Genomic DNA, 16,727 nt, shown 5'->3' with positions numbered 1-16,727 from the left:
TGTTCCCTTTATATTGCTGTGCTCAAGGATGAGTTTTGGGCATAAACAGCTATGTCTGGAGGCACTCATCTCATTTCCTTAACCCCCTATAAAGCTAACGACTTAACAAGATAAGAGAGATCATGAACGAGATTCTAACCACACTCGAACCAAAAGCGATTTGGAGGCATTTTCAGACTCTATGTAACATTCCAAGACCTTCTTACCATGAAGCCGCTATCCGCGAGCATCTTATTGAGTGGGCACATGGCATTGGCCTAATTACTTATGTTGATACGGCAGGGAACTTGCTTATTCGTAAGGCTGCGACCGAAGGAATGGAAAGCGCTGAGACCGTGGTTCTTCAAGGGCATCTTGATATGGTGGCGCAAAAAAGTGCCGATGTCGAACACGATTTTACAAAAGATCCTATTGTTGCTCGTGTGATGGATGGCTGGTTACATGCTACTGGTACGACCCTTGGTGCCGATAATGGTATTGGTGTTGCTGCCGCGCTGGCTGTATTGGAATCGTCTGATATTAAACATGGTCCTATTGAAGCGCTATTTACAATAGAAGAGGAAACCAGCCTACGTGGTGCATTGGAATTAGAAGAGAGTATTTTAAATGGTAAGATTCTTCTAAATTTAGATTCAGAAGACAGTGGGGATGTTTATATAGGCTGCGCTGGCGGTGTGGATATCAATGTTTCTAAACGATATCTGACACAAACGGCCCGTGCGGATGCAAAAGCCATGACGATATCCATCACTGGCCTACGAGGTGGGCATTCAGGTTTGGATATCCATAAAGGGCGAGCGAATGCCAATGTACTGGCTGCGCGATTATTAAATGCCCTTAAAGAGGTTAATCACTTTGGATTGACTCACTTTACAGGAGGAACATTGCGCAATGCTATTTCTCGCGATGCCTCTTTTACTATCAATTACCAACCAAGTGAACAGGTCGCTATTCAGTGTCTCATTAGCAAAATATCAAATGAGATGAAAATCGAATTTGCCACAACTGAGCCAAAATTAGAGGTCTTTGTTAGTTCGGCGAAGGTAGAGAATGAGTTGTTATTCGATGATCAGGTTGCACTGATTAATGCGTTAAACTGTGCTCCCAATGGCGTTTATCGTATGAGTTCAGATCTGCCGGGTGTGACGGAAACATCTTGTAACTTTGGGGTCATTAATCTTAAGAATGATACTGATGGAAACAAGTGTTTCGATGCTTGCCTACTTGTTCGTTCTCTTCTGGATTCTGCTGTTGAACATCATGCTCAAACCGTAAAGTCGGTATTTAGTCTAATTGGCGCTGATGTAGCATTAGAGAATGGTTATCCTGGCTGGCATCCTGATCCTCAATCCGGCTTGCTAAAACACTTTCTCGAAGTGCATAAAGAGGTCACAGGGAAAGAGGCTAATGTGAAAGTCATTCATGCTGGACTGGAGTGTGGCGTTATTGGGGCGAAATATTCAGGCATGGAAATGGTCTCTTTCGGGCCTAATATTCGTGGCGCTCACTCACCAGCAGAGCGTATGGAAATTGCTTCAGTAAGCGATTTTTGGCGACTGTTAGTAGCCCTATTGGAGTCTGTTAAATAAATCTGAATAAGTCAGGCTAATCTATACGCTTAGCCTGACTTGCCCTATGAGGTAGTGTCAAACAGTGCTTTATCAATGTTCATAAGTATTTTTGTCTGAGCTTTATTTTTAGACGCTTGAGCCTTCTTGAGGGCAGCTTTGAATGTTTTAGTTTGTTGTTGTGTCGGACTAAACGTATTTTTACCATCAATAATACTTAGTTTATGAAGTAAATCTAAAATATTGTTTTGATCTTTTTCAAAGTAACGTTTTTGATTGAGCATATTGTTTATGCGTGTCATGATATCCATGCTAATGGATTGACGCTCAACTTGCATGTTATTGTATTGGGTATGCAACACTCTTGAATCAGGGTAATAGGTTAAGGCTTGCTGGTAAATATCAGAGATAGCAGGATAGTTCTTTATTTTCCCTTCAATATTTTTAACATTTGCAATTCTATCATCGAATATTTGTATAATTTCTTGTTGATGTGTTTTTAAAAGCCCTTGTTTTATTGTATTAAATTGAGGCGGGATTTGGTTGAAATAGTTTAGTGTTCTTTGTGCATCCCATGACATCCATTCATTTATTTGATGGTTCATAGCAACAGCATTGTTTTTTTCTGCGATGAGCTGTGAATTTGCTGCATGAATGTTTTGATAAACATAATAACCCGAAAGAAAAATAATCGGTACAATAAGAACAGTAGCCATTATTGCTTTTAAACCTTGAAAAGGCTGACGACTTAAGTGTTCAAGCATATTTAGACGCTTATCAGCTTTCAATGAAATGGCTGATTTTAAGACTGGCCAATAAAAAAGTGGGCTGTTTTTAGGTTTCTTAGGTCTAGTGTTGTCCTCTAGTGTATTAGATGCTTTTCTATCATAAGGGTGTCGACTGCTTAGAACTTCATAAATAATGCAGCCTAGCGAGAAGAAATCGTCTTTTACATCGGCAGAATAGCCGTCAAGTTGTTCAGGGCTGGCGTAAGAAGGGGTGTACCCACCAATGACTTCATGATCGTTCTTCTTTATAAAAGCATAAGCATCATTATTAGTAAGTTGCTTGGCGATGCCAAAATCTAATATTTTTAATTCCCCAGAGCCAGTAATGATAATGTTCGATGGCTTGAGGTCGTTATGTATCACACCGTGCTTATGGGCGTAATCTAAGGCACTGATAAGTTGCTTTATAATGGGATAGGCTGTTTTAAATTTAATCCCTGTTGGTTTATTACGCTTGATAAGCTGCTCTAATGTTTCTCCATTCACCCATTCCATTACAATATAATGAATATTGTTTTCTGTGCCAGTGGTAAACACCTTAATGATATTGGGATGAGAAAGAGGCTGTGTCTGAGCGGCTTCCTCTTTTAGTAATCTTATTGCTTCTGGTGATTGAGAAAATTCTGCCCTTAGAATTTTGATAACAATCGGGTAATCGGAAGACGAATTACGTTCTAAAAACGTATCTCTGGCGCGATAGATATAGCTCATGCCGCCTTGCCCAATAAGCTCGACGATTAGATATCGGTTAGACAGGAGTTTGCCAATAAAGTCTTGATGGTTGAAATGACTAATGTTTTTTTTTGATGAGACAACCGATACTATCTGCGTTTTATCATCATTAATGCTCATCCTGACGTCCTTTTGTTACAACAAACACATTATCTATAGATTAGTATTGCTCCAGGACAAAGGCTGCCTTTGGATCCATTACATAGGGAAGGCATTTTTACAAAAAAAAAGAGTTTTAGCAATGCACTCGATTGTCAGCACAAATAGTGAAAATCTTTACGTTTGTTGCAATTGGAGCCATTTATTATGCATTTTTTACAGATAAAAGAGATTTTTTTAGTGCTGTTCAGCGTTATTCTTAGCGGGATTTGAAGGCTTTTTTCTGATGGTGACCAATGTAGGCTGAGCAGATTGCATGTGAAGCGGAGAGGAGAGTGGGTAAAAACTGAACAAAAGGGTAAAAAAATACTGAGGCATCATTGCATGGGAATTTGCTTTGAGACCTTGATGGCTGGTGATTAGAGGCAAAGGTTACCTCATGGTCTGATCGTCTGACGGTTTTCTTTCTTGTTGAGGTAAACCGCAAAGTCATTTATGATTTTCAGGATGTAGATACAAGGAAACTATTAGAATGGAAGTTTTATTAAAAATTACTAGTTATCATCGTCTTTCCCCAGAAATTGAGGCGACAAAGTCTACTAAAGATTCGTTAACCTTTGGGCGCTCTCGCGAATGCGATTGGCATCTGCCCGACCCAGAAAAAGTGATTTCTAACAAACATGGAGAGGTTGTTAATGAAGGGGGGCTATTCTATGTCTACGATTATTCGACCAACGGACTATTCATTAATCACAGTGTGTCGCCCTTAGGAAAGGGAAATAAACATAAGCTAGTGGATGGCGATACATTTAATGTCGGTGACTTTCAGATTGAAACCTCGTTGCAAGGTGTTCAACAAGATTTGCCTGAGGCAGATCAGTCTAATTTATCTGCATCAAGCCAAGTGCAGCCTGAGTCTAGTGTAAATCCTGTTTCCTCTTTCGACGCGATGCCTTCTTTTGAATCGGCCCCCGCTTATGCTAATGATAACGCTCTTGATGAATCGATGATTCCACCAAAGATGGCCCCGGCCGATAAGGCAAGCTCTGCCGATAATGCATCCTCTCATGTCGATTTTATCCCCGAGGATTGGGATGTATTTTCTTTTTCTGGTAATGATGGCTTGGATCCGTTTGCTAATGATCATCAAATGGCATCACAACCACAACCACAACCACAACCACAACCACAACCACAACCACAACCACAACCACAACCACAACCACAACCACAACCACAACCGTCGTTTACTCCTCCTAAGGAAAGCGTTACACCTCCGGTAACTCAGCAGGTAGAGACGCAACCTTCAGAGGTGCAGCTTAAAGAGCTTGAGAAAGGGCGGCAATCAGCTCCCACTAGGCGTGAAATGTCTCAACATAATAACCAGCAAGCGCTTATGCAGGCTTTCCTAGAAGGATTAGGTATTTCTTCTGCGGTTCGAGCTGAACTCGAAACGGAAAAGCAGTGGTTCGAAATGGGTGTTGGTTTGAATGCACTGTTGATGGGAGTAATAAATTCGTTAAGACAGCGCGCTAATATGAAGAATCAGATGAAGATAAACCGGACGATGTTTCAGGTAGAGCAAAATAATCCGTTGAAGTTTTCTGCCACCATTGACGATGCAATCCAGAATCTCTATACGCGAAAAAGTGGAAGTTTTCTTGGGTCAACCGCATCGATAAAGGAAAGTTTCGAAGATTTACATACACATGAAGGAGCCATAATGGCTGCCGCATCGGGTTCTCTAGAAGCTTTATTGAAGCTTTTATCGCCTGATGTTATCAGCAAAAAAGCAGATGAAAATAACTCCTTGCTAAAGTTTATGCCGAAAAGCTCTGGGGCGACAAGTTGGAAGCTGTATCAGGAGTTGTTTGAAGAATATTCTAAAGAAGTAAATAAAAAAGGCGTCTTGGCGCTTTCAGATGAATTTTTAAATGCATACGATAATTACGTTAATAAACAAAATTAAAAAAGGATTTCCTCCAGTGAAAATGATCAAGTTGTCAAACATGTTTTTAGCGGTTCTGTTTTTGTTCTTAACGGGCTGTTCGACTGTTAATTACATTGTGCCACCGTCAACTGATTTAGAGATTAATGTTGCGAAAGATGTTAACCCTGACATAAATGGTAGGCCTTCACCTGTGGTGATTAGAGTATTCGAACTGAGTTCTAGAGCGGTTTTTGATACACAGGATTTCTTTAGTCTTTACGGCAATGCTGAAAAGGCGCTTGGTCCAGACTTGCTTAAGAAAGATGAAATCGAGTTACAGCCAGGTCAGAAACTTGATTACAAAATGAAATTAAATCAAAACACACGCTTTATAGGTATCATCGTCGCGTATAGAGACATAGATAAAGCAAAATGGCGAGCTGTCGTTAAAGCGGATCCAACTGGCTATGATGATGTACGGGTCAATGTTGAGTCTATCGCAACCTATTTGAAAGAGGAATAAAAGGATTTATATGAATAATTTTTCTCCCGTTGCCTGGACTGAAGGCATGTTTTTGAGGCCGCAACACTTTCAACAGTCTGATAAACATTTAGACAACACGATGAAAGATCTGCTTGGTATGAATATTAATTATTCGTGGGGGATGGTGGATCAAAGCATTGATGCAAGCTTGCTCAATACAGGGCAGTTTTGTTTAGATGGCTTTAAGGGCATTATGCCAGATCTAACTCCAGTGAGCTTCTTAGACAATGCCCTTATTCCAGATCCATTAATTGTTGGCAAAGACGTAGTTGATCAGCTTGTTTATCTAGCGATTCCCTCTTATAAAAATAATAGTGTTAATGTGTCTTCTGTTGATGATACTCAGGTGACGCGTTTTAAATTGGAAGACCTAACGGTCTCTGATGATTGTTTAGGTCGTGATTCAGATGAGATTATCCAAATCTCTAAGCTGAATTGTCGCTTAATGTTGAGTTCTGACGATGTGTCTGGCTATGTTGTGTTGCCTGTTGCTCGTATTGTGGAGGTTAGTAATGAAGGGGCAATTCGTTTAGACAGTAAGTACATTCCGCCACATTTAAATATTGGCCACTGTAAGCCAGTTTTTAGTATTGTAAGAGAGATTTCAGCGTTGATTAAGCAGCGGGCTGAGAATATTGCTGGTCGGTTGTCTCAAGGCTATGCTGGTAGTACCTCTGTCTCAGATTTTATCATGCTGCAAACCTTGAATAAATACGATGCTGTTTTTAATAGTTTGTTAGCAGTGGAAAATGTTCACCCTTATAACCTGTACTCTAGATTAATTGAGCTGTCAGGTGAGTTAGCAACATTCAGCTCTGCGAATAAGTTAGTACCTAAATTACCTAAATATGATCACCTCAATCTGATGCTGATTTTTTCGGAAGTAACTAATTTCTTATATCAATCTTTAAGTCAAGTGATCGAGCAAACTGCAACAGAAATTAAGTTAGAGAAGAGTAAATATGGTATCTCTTTTGGCGCATTAAAAGACAAAGAAGTGCTAAAAAGTGGTCAGTTTATTCTCGCGGTAAAAGCCAGTGTCCCTCACGAAGAACTAAGACGTTCTCTACCTTCTCAAATCAAAATAGGTAGTGTGGAGACGATCAGAAACCTTGTTAATAATCAGTTGCCAGGCATATCGATTAGTACATTACCGACCGCGCCACGACAAGTACCTTATCATGCTGGCTATCATTATTTTGAGTTGAATAAGCAGGGTGATCAATGGAACAGCTTGTCTAGCAGTGGTGGTATCGCTTTGCATATTTCAGGTAATTATCCTGATTTACAAATTACGCTTTGGGCAGTAAGAACTTAATTATTAGTAGGAGTGTGTTTCAGTGGATGAGACTAAAATAAAGCCTAGACCTGGTCGCCTTGGTCGAGATGCTGAAAACAGTGGCTCTGCAGATGATAGCTCTGATAAAACACAAATATCATCAAATGCAATTCCTTTGCAAAAACAAAACGGACCGAAAGTTTCGATTTTCAAAAATGGTCTTTTAGAGGCTGCATCAGATTGTTTGTCACTGGCAATCTTTGTTAATCAGGCTGAAAGCTTGCCTGATTTATCGGGTTTTAAGCACCGATGCATAGATGCTATTAAGTCTTTCGAATTTGAGGCTCGTGAGGCAGGCATACCAGATAAGACGATTTTTAATGCACGCTATTGCCTCTGTGCATTGCTTGATGAGAGTGTGCTTAATTCTCGTTGGAGCTCGATGGAGTGGGCAAAAGAGAGTTTGCTATCCATTTTTCATAAAGAGACATTTGGTGGCGAGTATTTTTATACCTTAATCGATGATTCTCTTCATTATCCTGAACATAATCGAGATTTCCTAGAGCTCCAGTACCACTGTTTGAATCTTGGCTTTAAAGGTAAATTTAGAGTGAGTAACAATCAAAATGGTGGTGTGGAAGATTATCGGAATCGAGCTTATAACATCCTAAATCAATTAGATGGCCCCATAAAGAACGTTCTGTCACCTGATTGGGAGCGGAAAGTGGCTAATGGGGGAGAGTTGAGGCAAAAAACGCCACTTTGGGTGGTTTTTTCTATTCTTGGGGCGCTTGGTTTAGCCTTGTATCTTTTTCTGAATATGCAGCTTAATGATCAACTCTCGAAAGTGGATACCTCTTTGGCTTCAATACATCCCATTGATCTACAGAAAACAGTCGATAAAAAAGATAAGCAGCTTTTGGTGCTTGAGCAGTTACTGCAAACGGAAATCCAAAAGGGCATTATTAGCATTCAGAAAAAGAGTGATCGAATTCGTTTAACGATCAACAACAGAGATTTGTTTAAGCCTGGTGAAGCGACCTTGCTGCCATCTGTAGTGCCTATTTTGCAAAAACTAGCCTTAAGCTTAGAAGGTACCCAAGGACGTATTCTTATTACTGGTTACACTGATGATACGCCAATAAAGACAGCTGAATACCCTTCGAATTGGTTATTGTCTCTTGCTAGAGCTAACGAGGTGGCAAATGCGATGGCTAAAAATACAAATTTAAGTGGCCGCCTATGGCCTGAAGGAAGGGGCGCCGCTGATCCTATTGTTCCAAATACTGACAGTAAATCCCGAGCAATGAATCGCAGAGTAGAAATTGACTTACTTTTCTAAATGGAGTTGAAATGAGTTTTATAAAAAGATGTAAGAAACTCTCTTACATATTAACCTCAAGAACAGCGATGCTTGTTATTGGGTTTTTATGTTTGTTTCTTTTGATTTGGTTTGGTGGTCCTCTTATCGCTATTGCTGGTTTTGTTCCACTTAAAAGTATATTAGCGCGTGTCATTCTAATACTATGCATTATTCTTGCTGTCGCTGTGACTAAGATCTACCAGCTATCCAAGCAAAGTAAGCGTAATACAAACATGGCAGAAGAGCTGATAGATGACAGTGTTGACAATGACGACATAAACGAAGAAATCAATACGCTGAAAAATCGTATGTCGGATGCCATCGCGCTTCTAAAAGACGTTAAACTGTTTAAAGGTAGAAATATATATCAGTTGCCTTGGTACATTATGATTGGTCCACCAGGGGCAGGTAAAACCACTATTATCAATAACTCTGGGTTAGATTATCCATTAAAAGATAAGTTAGGTGTTGATTTAATTAAAGGTGTTGGTGGGACGCGTAATTGTGATTGGTGGTTCACAAATAAAGCGGTTTTGATTGATACGGCAGGCCGTTATACCACCCAAGATAGTCACGCTAAGCACGATTCGAAAGCTTGGCAAGGCTTCCTTGGGCTTCTTAGAAAATATCGTCCATTAAGACCGATTAACGGTGTTGTCATTAGCATGGGTATTTCCGAGCTGATGGGGCAGACGAAAACGGAGCGGAACTTACATGCGAGAGCAATAAAGCAGCGCTTACAGGAACTGCAAAACCAACTAGGTATGACTTTTCCTGTTTATGTTATCCTCTCAAAAGCGGATCTTATTGATGGCTTCCGTGATTTTTTTAATGAGTTAACAGAAGAAGAGAGTGATCAAATTTGGGGTATCACCTTTCCCATGGATTCAAAAAATGGCACCCAAATTGAGCAGTTTAATAAAGAATTCCATGGTCTGATTGCTAACTTGACGGGTATGCTAAATCGCAGGCTGATTAATGAGCGAGATGAATCAGTAAGAGCTAAAGTCTTTGAATTTCCCCATCAACTTAGATTTTTGCAAGAAGTTTCATATTCTTTTTTGAAAGAAATTTTTACCCCCAATACTTATGAGCAGCCCCCTGTATTCCGTGGTGTTTATTTAACAAGTGCGACTCAAGAAGGGGCGCCTTCTAGCTTTTTGAGTGATAAAAAAGTAGCCAATAGTAGTCATATTAATAAATCTAGAAGCTTCTTTATTAAAAAAGTGTTAGAGAGTGTTGTTTTTCCTGAGCAAAACTTGGCTAGTACTAATAAATATCACGACAAACAAAATAAATGGCTTAGAATCTCGGCCGTTTCTATTGGTTGCTTTGGATTGTTGGGTTTTGGCTTTCTCGCGTATGGAAGCTATTTATCGAATTCCAAATTAATAGAACAAACTGATCAGTTGGTGACACAGTATAAGAAAGTGGACTCAGGGGTCTTTGATACTAATAATTTAGTTGTATTGAATGATCGCCTGAATGCTTTGCGTGATCTACCAGCGATTAATCCTGATGCAAAAGATCAAGGCTCTCTAGTCGGTGTTGGTTTAGACAAAATGTCCAATCTAAAACAAGCGTCGATGAGTGCCTACGAGCGCTCGCTTAAAACCTACCTTGAGCCTTATATGGTTAAAGTGCTTTTGTCTGAGATGAAAAATAATGCGGAGCATTTAAGTTATCTTTATGAAACGCTTAGAACCTATTTAATGCTTTATATGCCCGAACACTTTGATGCGAGTGATGTTGAGGCCTGGTTTGATGCTTACTTTGATCGTAAGTTACCAGGAGATAAAAATATTCAAATTAGAGCGGACTTACATCATCATTTAGCAACCTTGTTGTCTATTAAACTAGGCCAAACCCAAATGGACAGTGATGCAGTGCACGATGCTCGGCTGGCTCTAACCAAGCTTCCTGTAGCAGAAAGAGCTTATCAACGCTTAAGAGCGGACTATATGAATAGTAGTATTCCTCCGTTTAGGTTGACAGACATTATTAGTGCTAAAACAGCTGAGTCGTTTGAGTTGAAGGATCCTTCTGAAGCGTCTAATACCATTCCAGGTTTATACACCTATAATGGCTTTTACGGCATTTTCAATGTTGAAAAAAGCAAGATGCTAGGCACTTTAATTTCCAGTAATTGGGTATATGGAAAAGAGGCTGCTGGTACATATGATGTATCAAAGCAACAGGTAGAGAAGGAGCTTGAAAGACGCTACTTTCAAGACTACATCTATTATTGGAAAACCTTTTTGGATAATTTGAAAGTTAAAGATTTTAATTCAGTTTCTGAAGGCATTAAGGTAACTAATGCTTTATCTGGACCAGAAGCACCGATTAAAAACATTATTTCAGTGGTTCAAAGAAATGTTGCTTTGACAAATGCTCCTGAAAGCCAAGCGAATGGGGCGCTAAAAAAAGCGGCTGATTTAGCGGGGGGGGCAAATGCTGCCATTGCTGAAAAAGCAGAACGAATCAACAAGTTCCTACCTGAATCAGTACCGGCGAAACAGCTACTTCCTGGTCATGAAGTGGAGGAGGCATTTCAAGGGATTTTGAGTCTGGATCCAGCAAAGCTTGATAAGGTTCAGTCAGACCTCAAGGCACTTAATGTTTATCTTAACAAAATTAGCCAAAGTGATGATATGACCGTTTCCATTAAAGAGCAGTTAAGCGGTAAGGGTGAGCCTGATTTTATTAGTCAATTATCGTCTAGTGATATTGTTGCTCCTTTCTCTGATTGGCTTAAAGGTGTTGCTGGTGACACGTCAAATATTGTTAAAATCAATGCAGATCGAGTGATTAACAAAATGTGGCGTAATGATGTGCTGCCTGAGTACAGAGCAGCCATCGCGGGTCGATACCCTATCTCTAAAAACAGCAAGCAAGAAATCAGTTTAAAGGACTTTACCCATTTCTTTGGTCCAGGAGGTACGCTGGATAAGTTCTTCACAGCCTACGTTGCACCGAGTGTGAATATGGGGAGTGATAGATGGTCATTTAAGAGAGATATTGGTATGAGTCTTTCTTCTCTGACGATGTTTCATGAAGCTTATAGAATACGTAAGGTGTTTTTTGATAACAGCAGTGGTGCTTTGGGTGTTGGCTTTGGCTTGAAACCAGAAGTGCTTGATCGTAGTGTTTCAAGTATTAAATTAGATATTAATGGGCAATCTCTAGTCTATCGTCATGGACCACAGCGAGTTATCAGTATGTCTTGGCCTGGCCCTCAACCCCTTGCCGGAACAAAGGTTGAGTTTAGTTTGATCGGAGGTGGCCGCTTAATCAGTCAAAGCTACGATGGTGAGTGGTCATTTTTCAGGATGCTGGATGCCCTGCAAAGTAAACGTTCGAAAACTGCCAAGGATTTAAACATGCATTTTGATGTTGAAGGTAATCATGCTGTGATCAAGTTATTACCGAATTCTGTAAGAAATCCTTTTTGGAATGATTCATTAGAGAGTTTTACATGTCCGAGCAAGTTGTAAGTTTTGGTTATCTTGGAAAGTTGCCTAGTGTAGGGGACTTTCTTCAAGATAATGTTGATACTGGCTTTCAGGAGGTGTGGGACCGCTGGTTGCAGGCAGTTCTTTCTGTGAGTAAGGAAAGAATGGGAGACTCTTGGAAGGATAAATTCTTAACGGGCCCAGTATGGCATTTTGGCATGTCACCGGGCATAGCAGGAGACAGTGCAAAAATGGGAACGGTGATGCCAAGCATGGATGTGGTAGGAAGACCATACCCTTTTACGCTTGTGGCGGATACAGATAATTTGCCCGTTGAAGTTATGGAATCCGATGCATTGTCGCTTGAATATGAAGATGCGGTTTTGGCGGTCCTAGAAGACTCGGTTGATCTGTTTAGTTGGAGAAAAGAGGTTGAGCAAGTCGTTAAACCATCCGCCGATCCTACAAAGCGTTACAAGTATTTTTCTTCACCAGATGAAAATAAAACCGCGCAAGTGTTTGAGTTTGCAGGGACGGAGCTTGGTGGGGGGGTAATGAAAGATGTGTTGCATGCTCTCTTATATAAGAAATATGGCAGTTATAGTATTTGGTGGACTCATGGCTCATGTCTCTTGAGTCCTTCCGTTATTATTACTTCAGGGTTACCTTCTGTTAATCAGGCTGCAGCTATGTTTGATGGTAGGTGGCAGCAATGGCAATGGAATCACGTGCAGGTTAGGGATAATGATAAGAACTAACACCAGTTACGCGATCTCTCATAGAGGGGTGGTAAGACAGCTTAATGAAGACTCATTTGCGGAAATTTCTAGTCATAATTTATGGGTGGTCGCTGATGGTATGGGAGGGCATGAAGCGGGTGATTATGCCAGTCAGTTAGTTGTGGATGCAATACGATCAAAAGTGTTGCATTACACTTATGAAGAGTTAACCGTTGACCATATTGTTGCGGCAGTCAAGAAAGCAAACCATGATTTAAAGCAATATAGCCACTTTCACTTAGGCGGAAAAATAGCTGGCAGTACAGTTGTTGTGTTGTTTATTAAAGATGATGAGTTCTTTGTTGTGTGGGCTGGCGACAGTCGTGCATATTTACTTCGAAATGGTGATTTTACTCAAATATCGAGTGATCACAGTCAAGTGAATGAATTGGTTGCTCAAGGTGTGATTAGCAAAAGCGAAATGAGTTCACATCCTCTGTCAAATGTTATTACTCGAGCGGTTGGTGTCGCAGATGATATTAATATTGATGTGATAAAACGTGAAGTGTGTAGCGAAGATATGTTTCTGTTGTGTTCTGATGGCCTTACTGGAGAGTTATCAGATCAAGAAATTTGTTCGATGCTAGATTCACAGAGCGTTATTGATACTGGGCTTGCTCTTATGCACTCATCATTAGTGAGAGGAGCTAAAGATAACGTTACTTGTATTGTTATTGTTTATAACGGAGTTGATAAGCCTGTTATAGATGATGAATTTGACTCACCTGATGAAAAGACAGTGCCTTTATTTGGTCGCTCATCAAACCGTATGTCTTAATGTTTGTGGGTATTCTCAGGTAGGTACTTAAAAATCAGCAGGCTCACGCCGCTGTTTTTTATTTCGTTTTTTGTAAAGTGCTCCATGAAAATTGAGAAAATAGTGCTATTTCGTTTTTTTATTGACGATTAATTCTTTGTTAAACTTGACTTTTTTTAAATCGCTTACATTTCGCAAAAGCTTTACTTTCCCTTGCCTTGTAAAGAAGGTAAGGGGCTAGTAAAATTCCAATCGATAATTTTATGCTACTAGAGCAGGACGACGGAATGTTAACACTAGAAGAATATATTTCTCCGATTTCAGAGGATCAGTTTGCAGGCTCTGATCCACGTGCCGATATTTCTCCGAATTCTACCTACTACACCCTAAAAGATTTACGTAATCAACTAAGAGCAGCAGAGCGGAATGCTTTGGTTGATGAAGACGGATTTTCTTTGTTAACAAGGGAATGGTTGCCTCTTTTTGAGCAATGTAAGGAAGCAATAAAAACTGAGAGCAAGGATATTGAATATATTGCTTGGCTTATTGAATCATTATGTCGCCTAGAAGGTTTCAAAGGTCTTGCGCTAGGTTTTGAAATTGCCCATACGCTGATTGAACAACACTTTTTAGATCTTTTTCCTACCCTTGAAGAGGGTGAAGAATTATCCGAAAAACTATCTGCCCTAGTTGGTCTAAATGGTATTGCCCAAGAGGGCGCACTTGTTATGCCGATAAAGAATATCCCTATTACAGATGGGATTAACTATGGGCCCTTTACTTATTGGGAATATCAGCAAGCCTATGACATTTCTAGAATGCCTGATGATAAGCGTGAAAAGAAAATAGCTCAAGGCGCAGTTGATTATGAAGAGGTTGAAAAAAGTGCTCGCGAAACAAGCGTTGACTTTTTTATTAATCTAAAAAAAGATATTGAAAAATCAATAGAACATTTTTCCATTCTTAGTGATGTCATGGATAAGGTAACAGGCAGTCCTCAGCCGACTTCTAATATTAAACGTGCGCTCGATTTGAGCATGACGGCCATTGAACATATTGGTAAAGAAAAATTAGAAGAAGCCGCTGAATCGGCTATTTCTGAACCAGAAGTGTTATCTGAAGAGTCAAAAGAAGAGGGACAAACTAACGTATCTGAGCAACGCTTGGATAATGGAAAAATTGACTCAAGGGCCAGTGCCATTAAAAAACTGTCAGAAATTGCGGCTTATTTTAGAGAGACCGAGCCGCACTCACCAATGTCTTATACTATTGAGCAAGTGATACGTTGGAGCAAACTATCTCTTCCTGAATTGTTGGATGAATTAATTACAGACAATGATGCTAGAACAGGCTATTTTAAGCTGTCTGGTATTCGAGTCAGCGAAACTGAAACATAGTAAAAGGAGTTCTAATGAGCATTCATGACAAACTAAAGCGGGTTCGAAAGCCTCGCGTTCATATTACTTATGACGTAGAAACGGAAGGGGCTGTTGTAAAAAAAGAGCTCCCTTTTGTGGTAGGTGTAATGGGGGATTTCTCTGGTGATAATACAGATGCATTGAAGCCATTGAAGGACAGACGATTCATCCAGATTGATCGTGACAGTTTCGATGATGTTTTGAAGCGTATGAGTCCAAGCCTTTCAATGAAAGTTGATAATGTGCTAACGGATGATGATAGTCAGTTTTCGGTTGAATTAAACTTTAAAACAATGAGTGACTTTGAGCCAGCGGCTGTTGTGAATCAAGTTGAGCCTCTACGTAAATTGATGGAAACACGTAATAAATTGCGTGATCTCATGACCAAAATAGACCGATCTGAAGAGTTGGAAAATGTTTTGGAAGAGGTGTTAAGTAATACAGCGAGCCTTGAAGCAATGGCGAAGGAATTGAGCATTGAGGAGGAAGACAAATGAGCACGGAAGAAGCTTTAAGCAGCACGGACACGGTTGTTGAGCAAAGTGTCTCTCTTTTAGAGCAGGCCATTGGTGCGACCAAACAGACCGAATCCAGCCGAGCAGAAGAATTGTTAAAAACACTGACGCAGGAAGCCTTAAAAGGCACGGTTCAGTGGAATAAGAATATGACGGTGACATTTAATGAAGCGATTGACTTGATTGATAGTAAAATATCAAAACAACTTAGCGCTATTATGCATACCGATCAGTTCCAGAAACTGGAGGGGACTTGGAGAGGTCTTCATCATTTGGTAATGAACTCTGAGACCAATTCAACACTGAAAATTCGAGTGTTGAATATGAAGAAAAAAGAGCTTCATAAAGACCTGAGCAAAGCGGTTGAATTCGACCAAAGCCAAACATTCAAGAAAATTTATGAATCAGAGTTTGGTACACCCGGTGGTGAGCCTTACGGCACGATAGTTGGGGATTATGAATTCACCAATCACCCTGAAGATATTGAAACGCTTAGCCTGATGTCCAACGTAGCTGCGGCTGGTTTTTGTCCGTTTGTTTCAGCTTCTTCTCCTTCTTTGTTTGGGTTTGACAGCTGGGAAGAGTTGACTAAGCCACGAGATCTGGAAAAAGTATTTGAGTCATTAGAGTACACTAAATGGCGTTCATTTAGAGAAAGCGATGATTCACGCTTCGTTACTTTGACCATGCCTAGATTCTTATCTCGTCTACCATATGGGGCAGCTTCGAAACCTGTTGAAGAATTTAACTTTGAAGAGTTTGAGGTAGAGCCTAAAGCTGGCCGTTCTGTGAGTACTGCTAATGGTGATTATTGCTGGAGTAATGCTGCCTACGCGATGGCAACCAATATGACCAAGGCATACTCTCAGTATGGTTTCTGTACCGCTATTCGTGGTGCAGAAGGAGGGGGTAAGGTAGAAGGCTTGCCTACTCATATATTTACCAGTGACGATGGTGATCCTGATTTGAAATGCCCAACTGAAATTGGCATTACTGATCGTCGTGAGGCGGAATTAAGTAAATTGGGCTTTTTGCCTTTGTGTCACTATAAGAATACAGATTATGCGGTTTTCTTTGGTGGTCAGAGCTGTCAGAAACCAAAAGTATACGATACTCCTGATGCGACGGCTAATGCAGCTATTTCAGCTAGGTTGCCCTATTTGATGGCGACATCTCGGTTTGCGCATTACTTAAAAGTGATGGCGCGAGACAAAATCGGTAGCTTTATGGAAGCGGAAGATGTTGAAGCTTGGCTTAATCGCTGGATTTTGTCGTATGTGAATGCAACAGAAGGTGGTGGTCAGGACATTCGTGCTCGTTATCCATTAGCTGACGCTAAAGTTAGGGTTAAAGAGATTCCTGGTCAGCCAGGGGCTTATAACGCTGTTGCCTGGCTTAAGCCTTGGTTGCAAATGGAAGAGTTAACGTCCTCGTTACGTTTGGTCGCTAAAATACCTGAAGTGGGTTAATTAAAAGCAGCGATTTAAGCGTTAAAATTAAGGA

Annotated in this window: 12 protein-coding genes; 11 read left to right on the top strand and 1 reads right to left on the bottom strand. The window is 40.3% G+C overall.

The features are described from left to right. The first annotated feature begins 122 nt into the window (after window positions 1–122). Window positions 123–1,589 (top strand): aminoacyl-histidine dipeptidase, encoded by a 1,467-nt coding sequence (locus JHD45_RS10485; RefSeq protein WP_199476468.1) that lies wholly within the window; start codon window positions 123–125, stop codon window positions 1,587–1,589. A gap of 44 nt (window positions 1,590–1,633) precedes the next feature. Here JHD45_RS10485 and JHD45_RS10480 read toward each other — a convergent pair whose 3' ends face one another. Next, window positions 1,634–3,208, bottom strand: a complete 1,575-nt coding sequence (locus JHD45_RS10480) for a serine/threonine-protein kinase (RefSeq protein WP_199476467.1) — start codon at window positions 3,206–3,208, stop codon at window positions 1,634–1,636. Between the two features lie 511 nt (window positions 3,209–3,719). Here JHD45_RS10480 and tagH point away from each other — a divergent pair. The 10 genes from tagH (at window position 3,720) to tssC (ending at window position 16,693) form a co-directional block, all read left to right on the top strand. Further along, window positions 3,720–5,156 (top strand): type VI secretion system-associated FHA domain protein TagH, encoded by a 1,437-nt coding sequence (gene tagH / locus JHD45_RS10475; RefSeq protein ID WP_199476466.1) that lies wholly within the window; start codon window positions 3,720–3,722, stop codon window positions 5,154–5,156. 22 nt (window positions 5,157–5,178) lie between these two features. Beyond that, window positions 5,179–5,640, top strand: a complete 462-nt coding sequence (gene tssJ, locus JHD45_RS10470) for a type VI secretion system lipoprotein TssJ (protein ID WP_233407759.1) — start codon at window positions 5,179–5,181, stop codon at window positions 5,638–5,640. Between the two features lie 10 nt (window positions 5,641–5,650). Beyond that, complete coding sequence (tssK, locus tag JHD45_RS10465; protein WP_199476464.1) at window positions 5,651–6,979, top strand: type VI secretion system baseplate subunit TssK; 1,329 nt, start codon at window positions 5,651–5,653, stop codon at window positions 6,977–6,979. Between the two features lie 22 nt (window positions 6,980–7,001). Continuing rightward, entirely contained in the window at window positions 7,002–8,282 is a 1,281-nt protein-coding gene (gene tssL / locus JHD45_RS10460; RefSeq protein WP_199476463.1) for a type VI secretion system protein TssL, long form, read from the top strand. A gap of 11 nt (window positions 8,283–8,293) precedes the next feature. Further along, window positions 8,294–11,797, top strand: a complete 3,504-nt coding sequence (gene tssM, locus JHD45_RS10455) for a type VI secretion system membrane subunit TssM (RefSeq protein ID WP_199476462.1) — start codon at window positions 8,294–8,296, stop codon at window positions 11,795–11,797. Next, complete coding sequence (gene tagF, locus JHD45_RS10450) at window positions 11,779–12,513, top strand: type VI secretion system-associated protein TagF (protein WP_199476461.1); 735 nt, start codon at window positions 11,779–11,781, stop codon at window positions 12,511–12,513. The genes tssM and tagF overlap by 19 nt, the downstream gene beginning before the upstream one ends. Beyond that, window positions 12,500–13,312 carry a PP2C family protein-serine/threonine phosphatase gene (locus JHD45_RS10445; protein WP_199476460.1) on the top strand — a complete coding sequence of 271 codons (813 nt, stop codon included), beginning with the start codon at window positions 12,500–12,502 and terminating at the stop codon, window positions 13,310–13,312. Before tagF ends, JHD45_RS10445 begins: the two co-directional genes overlap by 14 nt. A 266-nt stretch (window positions 13,313–13,578) precedes the next feature. Continuing rightward, entirely contained in the window at window positions 13,579–14,688 is a 1,110-nt protein-coding gene (gene tssA / locus JHD45_RS10440; protein WP_199476459.1) for a type VI secretion system protein TssA, read from the top strand. 14 nt (window positions 14,689–14,702) lie between these two features. Next, entirely contained in the window at window positions 14,703–15,206 is a 504-nt protein-coding gene (tssB, locus tag JHD45_RS10435; RefSeq protein ID WP_199476458.1) for a type VI secretion system contractile sheath small subunit, read from the top strand. Continuing rightward, window positions 15,203–16,693, top strand: a complete 1,491-nt coding sequence (gene tssC, locus JHD45_RS10430; RefSeq protein ID WP_199476457.1) for a type VI secretion system contractile sheath large subunit — start codon at window positions 15,203–15,205, stop codon at window positions 16,691–16,693. Before tssB ends, tssC begins: the two co-directional genes overlap by 4 nt. Window positions 16,694–16,727: the final 34 nt, after the last annotated feature.

The organism is Marinomonas spartinae (genome assembly GCF_016461715.1).
In the GTDB taxonomy this organism is placed as follows: domain Bacteria; phylum Pseudomonadota; class Gammaproteobacteria; order Pseudomonadales; family Marinomonadaceae; genus Marinomonas; species Marinomonas spartinae_A.
The sequence above is the reverse complement of the archived record's forward strand: the minus strand, read 5'-3'. Positions and strand labels throughout refer to the sequence as shown.

What these genes read in the sequence shown, in the direction of transcription:
- JHD45_RS10485 (WP_199476468.1), top strand. Translation starts at nt 123, where the DNA reads ATGAACGAGATTCTAACCACACTCGAACCAAAAGCGATTTGGAGGCAT.
- JHD45_RS10480 (WP_199476467.1), bottom strand. Translation starts at nt 3,208, where the DNA reads ATGAGCATTAATGATGATAAAACGCAGATAGTATCGGTTGTCTCATCA.
- tagH (WP_199476466.1), top strand. Translation starts at nt 3,720, where the DNA reads ATGGAAGTTTTATTAAAAATTACTAGTTATCATCGTCTTTCCCCAGAA.
- tssJ (WP_233407759.1), top strand. Translation starts at nt 5,179, where the DNA reads ATGATCAAGTTGTCAAACATGTTTTTAGCGGTTCTGTTTTTGTTCTTA.
- tssK (WP_199476464.1), top strand. Translation starts at nt 5,651, where the DNA reads ATGAATAATTTTTCTCCCGTTGCCTGGACTGAAGGCATGTTTTTGAGG.
- tssM (WP_199476462.1), top strand. Translation starts at nt 8,294, where the DNA reads ATGAGTTTTATAAAAAGATGTAAGAAACTCTCTTACATATTAACCTCA.
- tagF (WP_199476461.1), top strand. Translation starts at nt 11,779, where the DNA reads ATGTCCGAGCAAGTTGTAAGTTTTGGTTATCTTGGAAAGTTGCCTAGT.
- JHD45_RS10445 (WP_199476460.1), top strand. Translation starts at nt 12,500, where the DNA reads ATGATAAGAACTAACACCAGTTACGCGATCTCTCATAGAGGGGTGGTA.
- tssA (WP_199476459.1), top strand. Translation starts at nt 13,579, where the DNA reads ATGTTAACACTAGAAGAATATATTTCTCCGATTTCAGAGGATCAGTTT.
- tssB (WP_199476458.1), top strand. Translation starts at nt 14,703, where the DNA reads ATGAGCATTCATGACAAACTAAAGCGGGTTCGAAAGCCTCGCGTTCAT.
- tssC (WP_199476457.1), top strand. Translation starts at nt 15,203, where the DNA reads ATGAGCACGGAAGAAGCTTTAAGCAGCACGGACACGGTTGTTGAGCAA.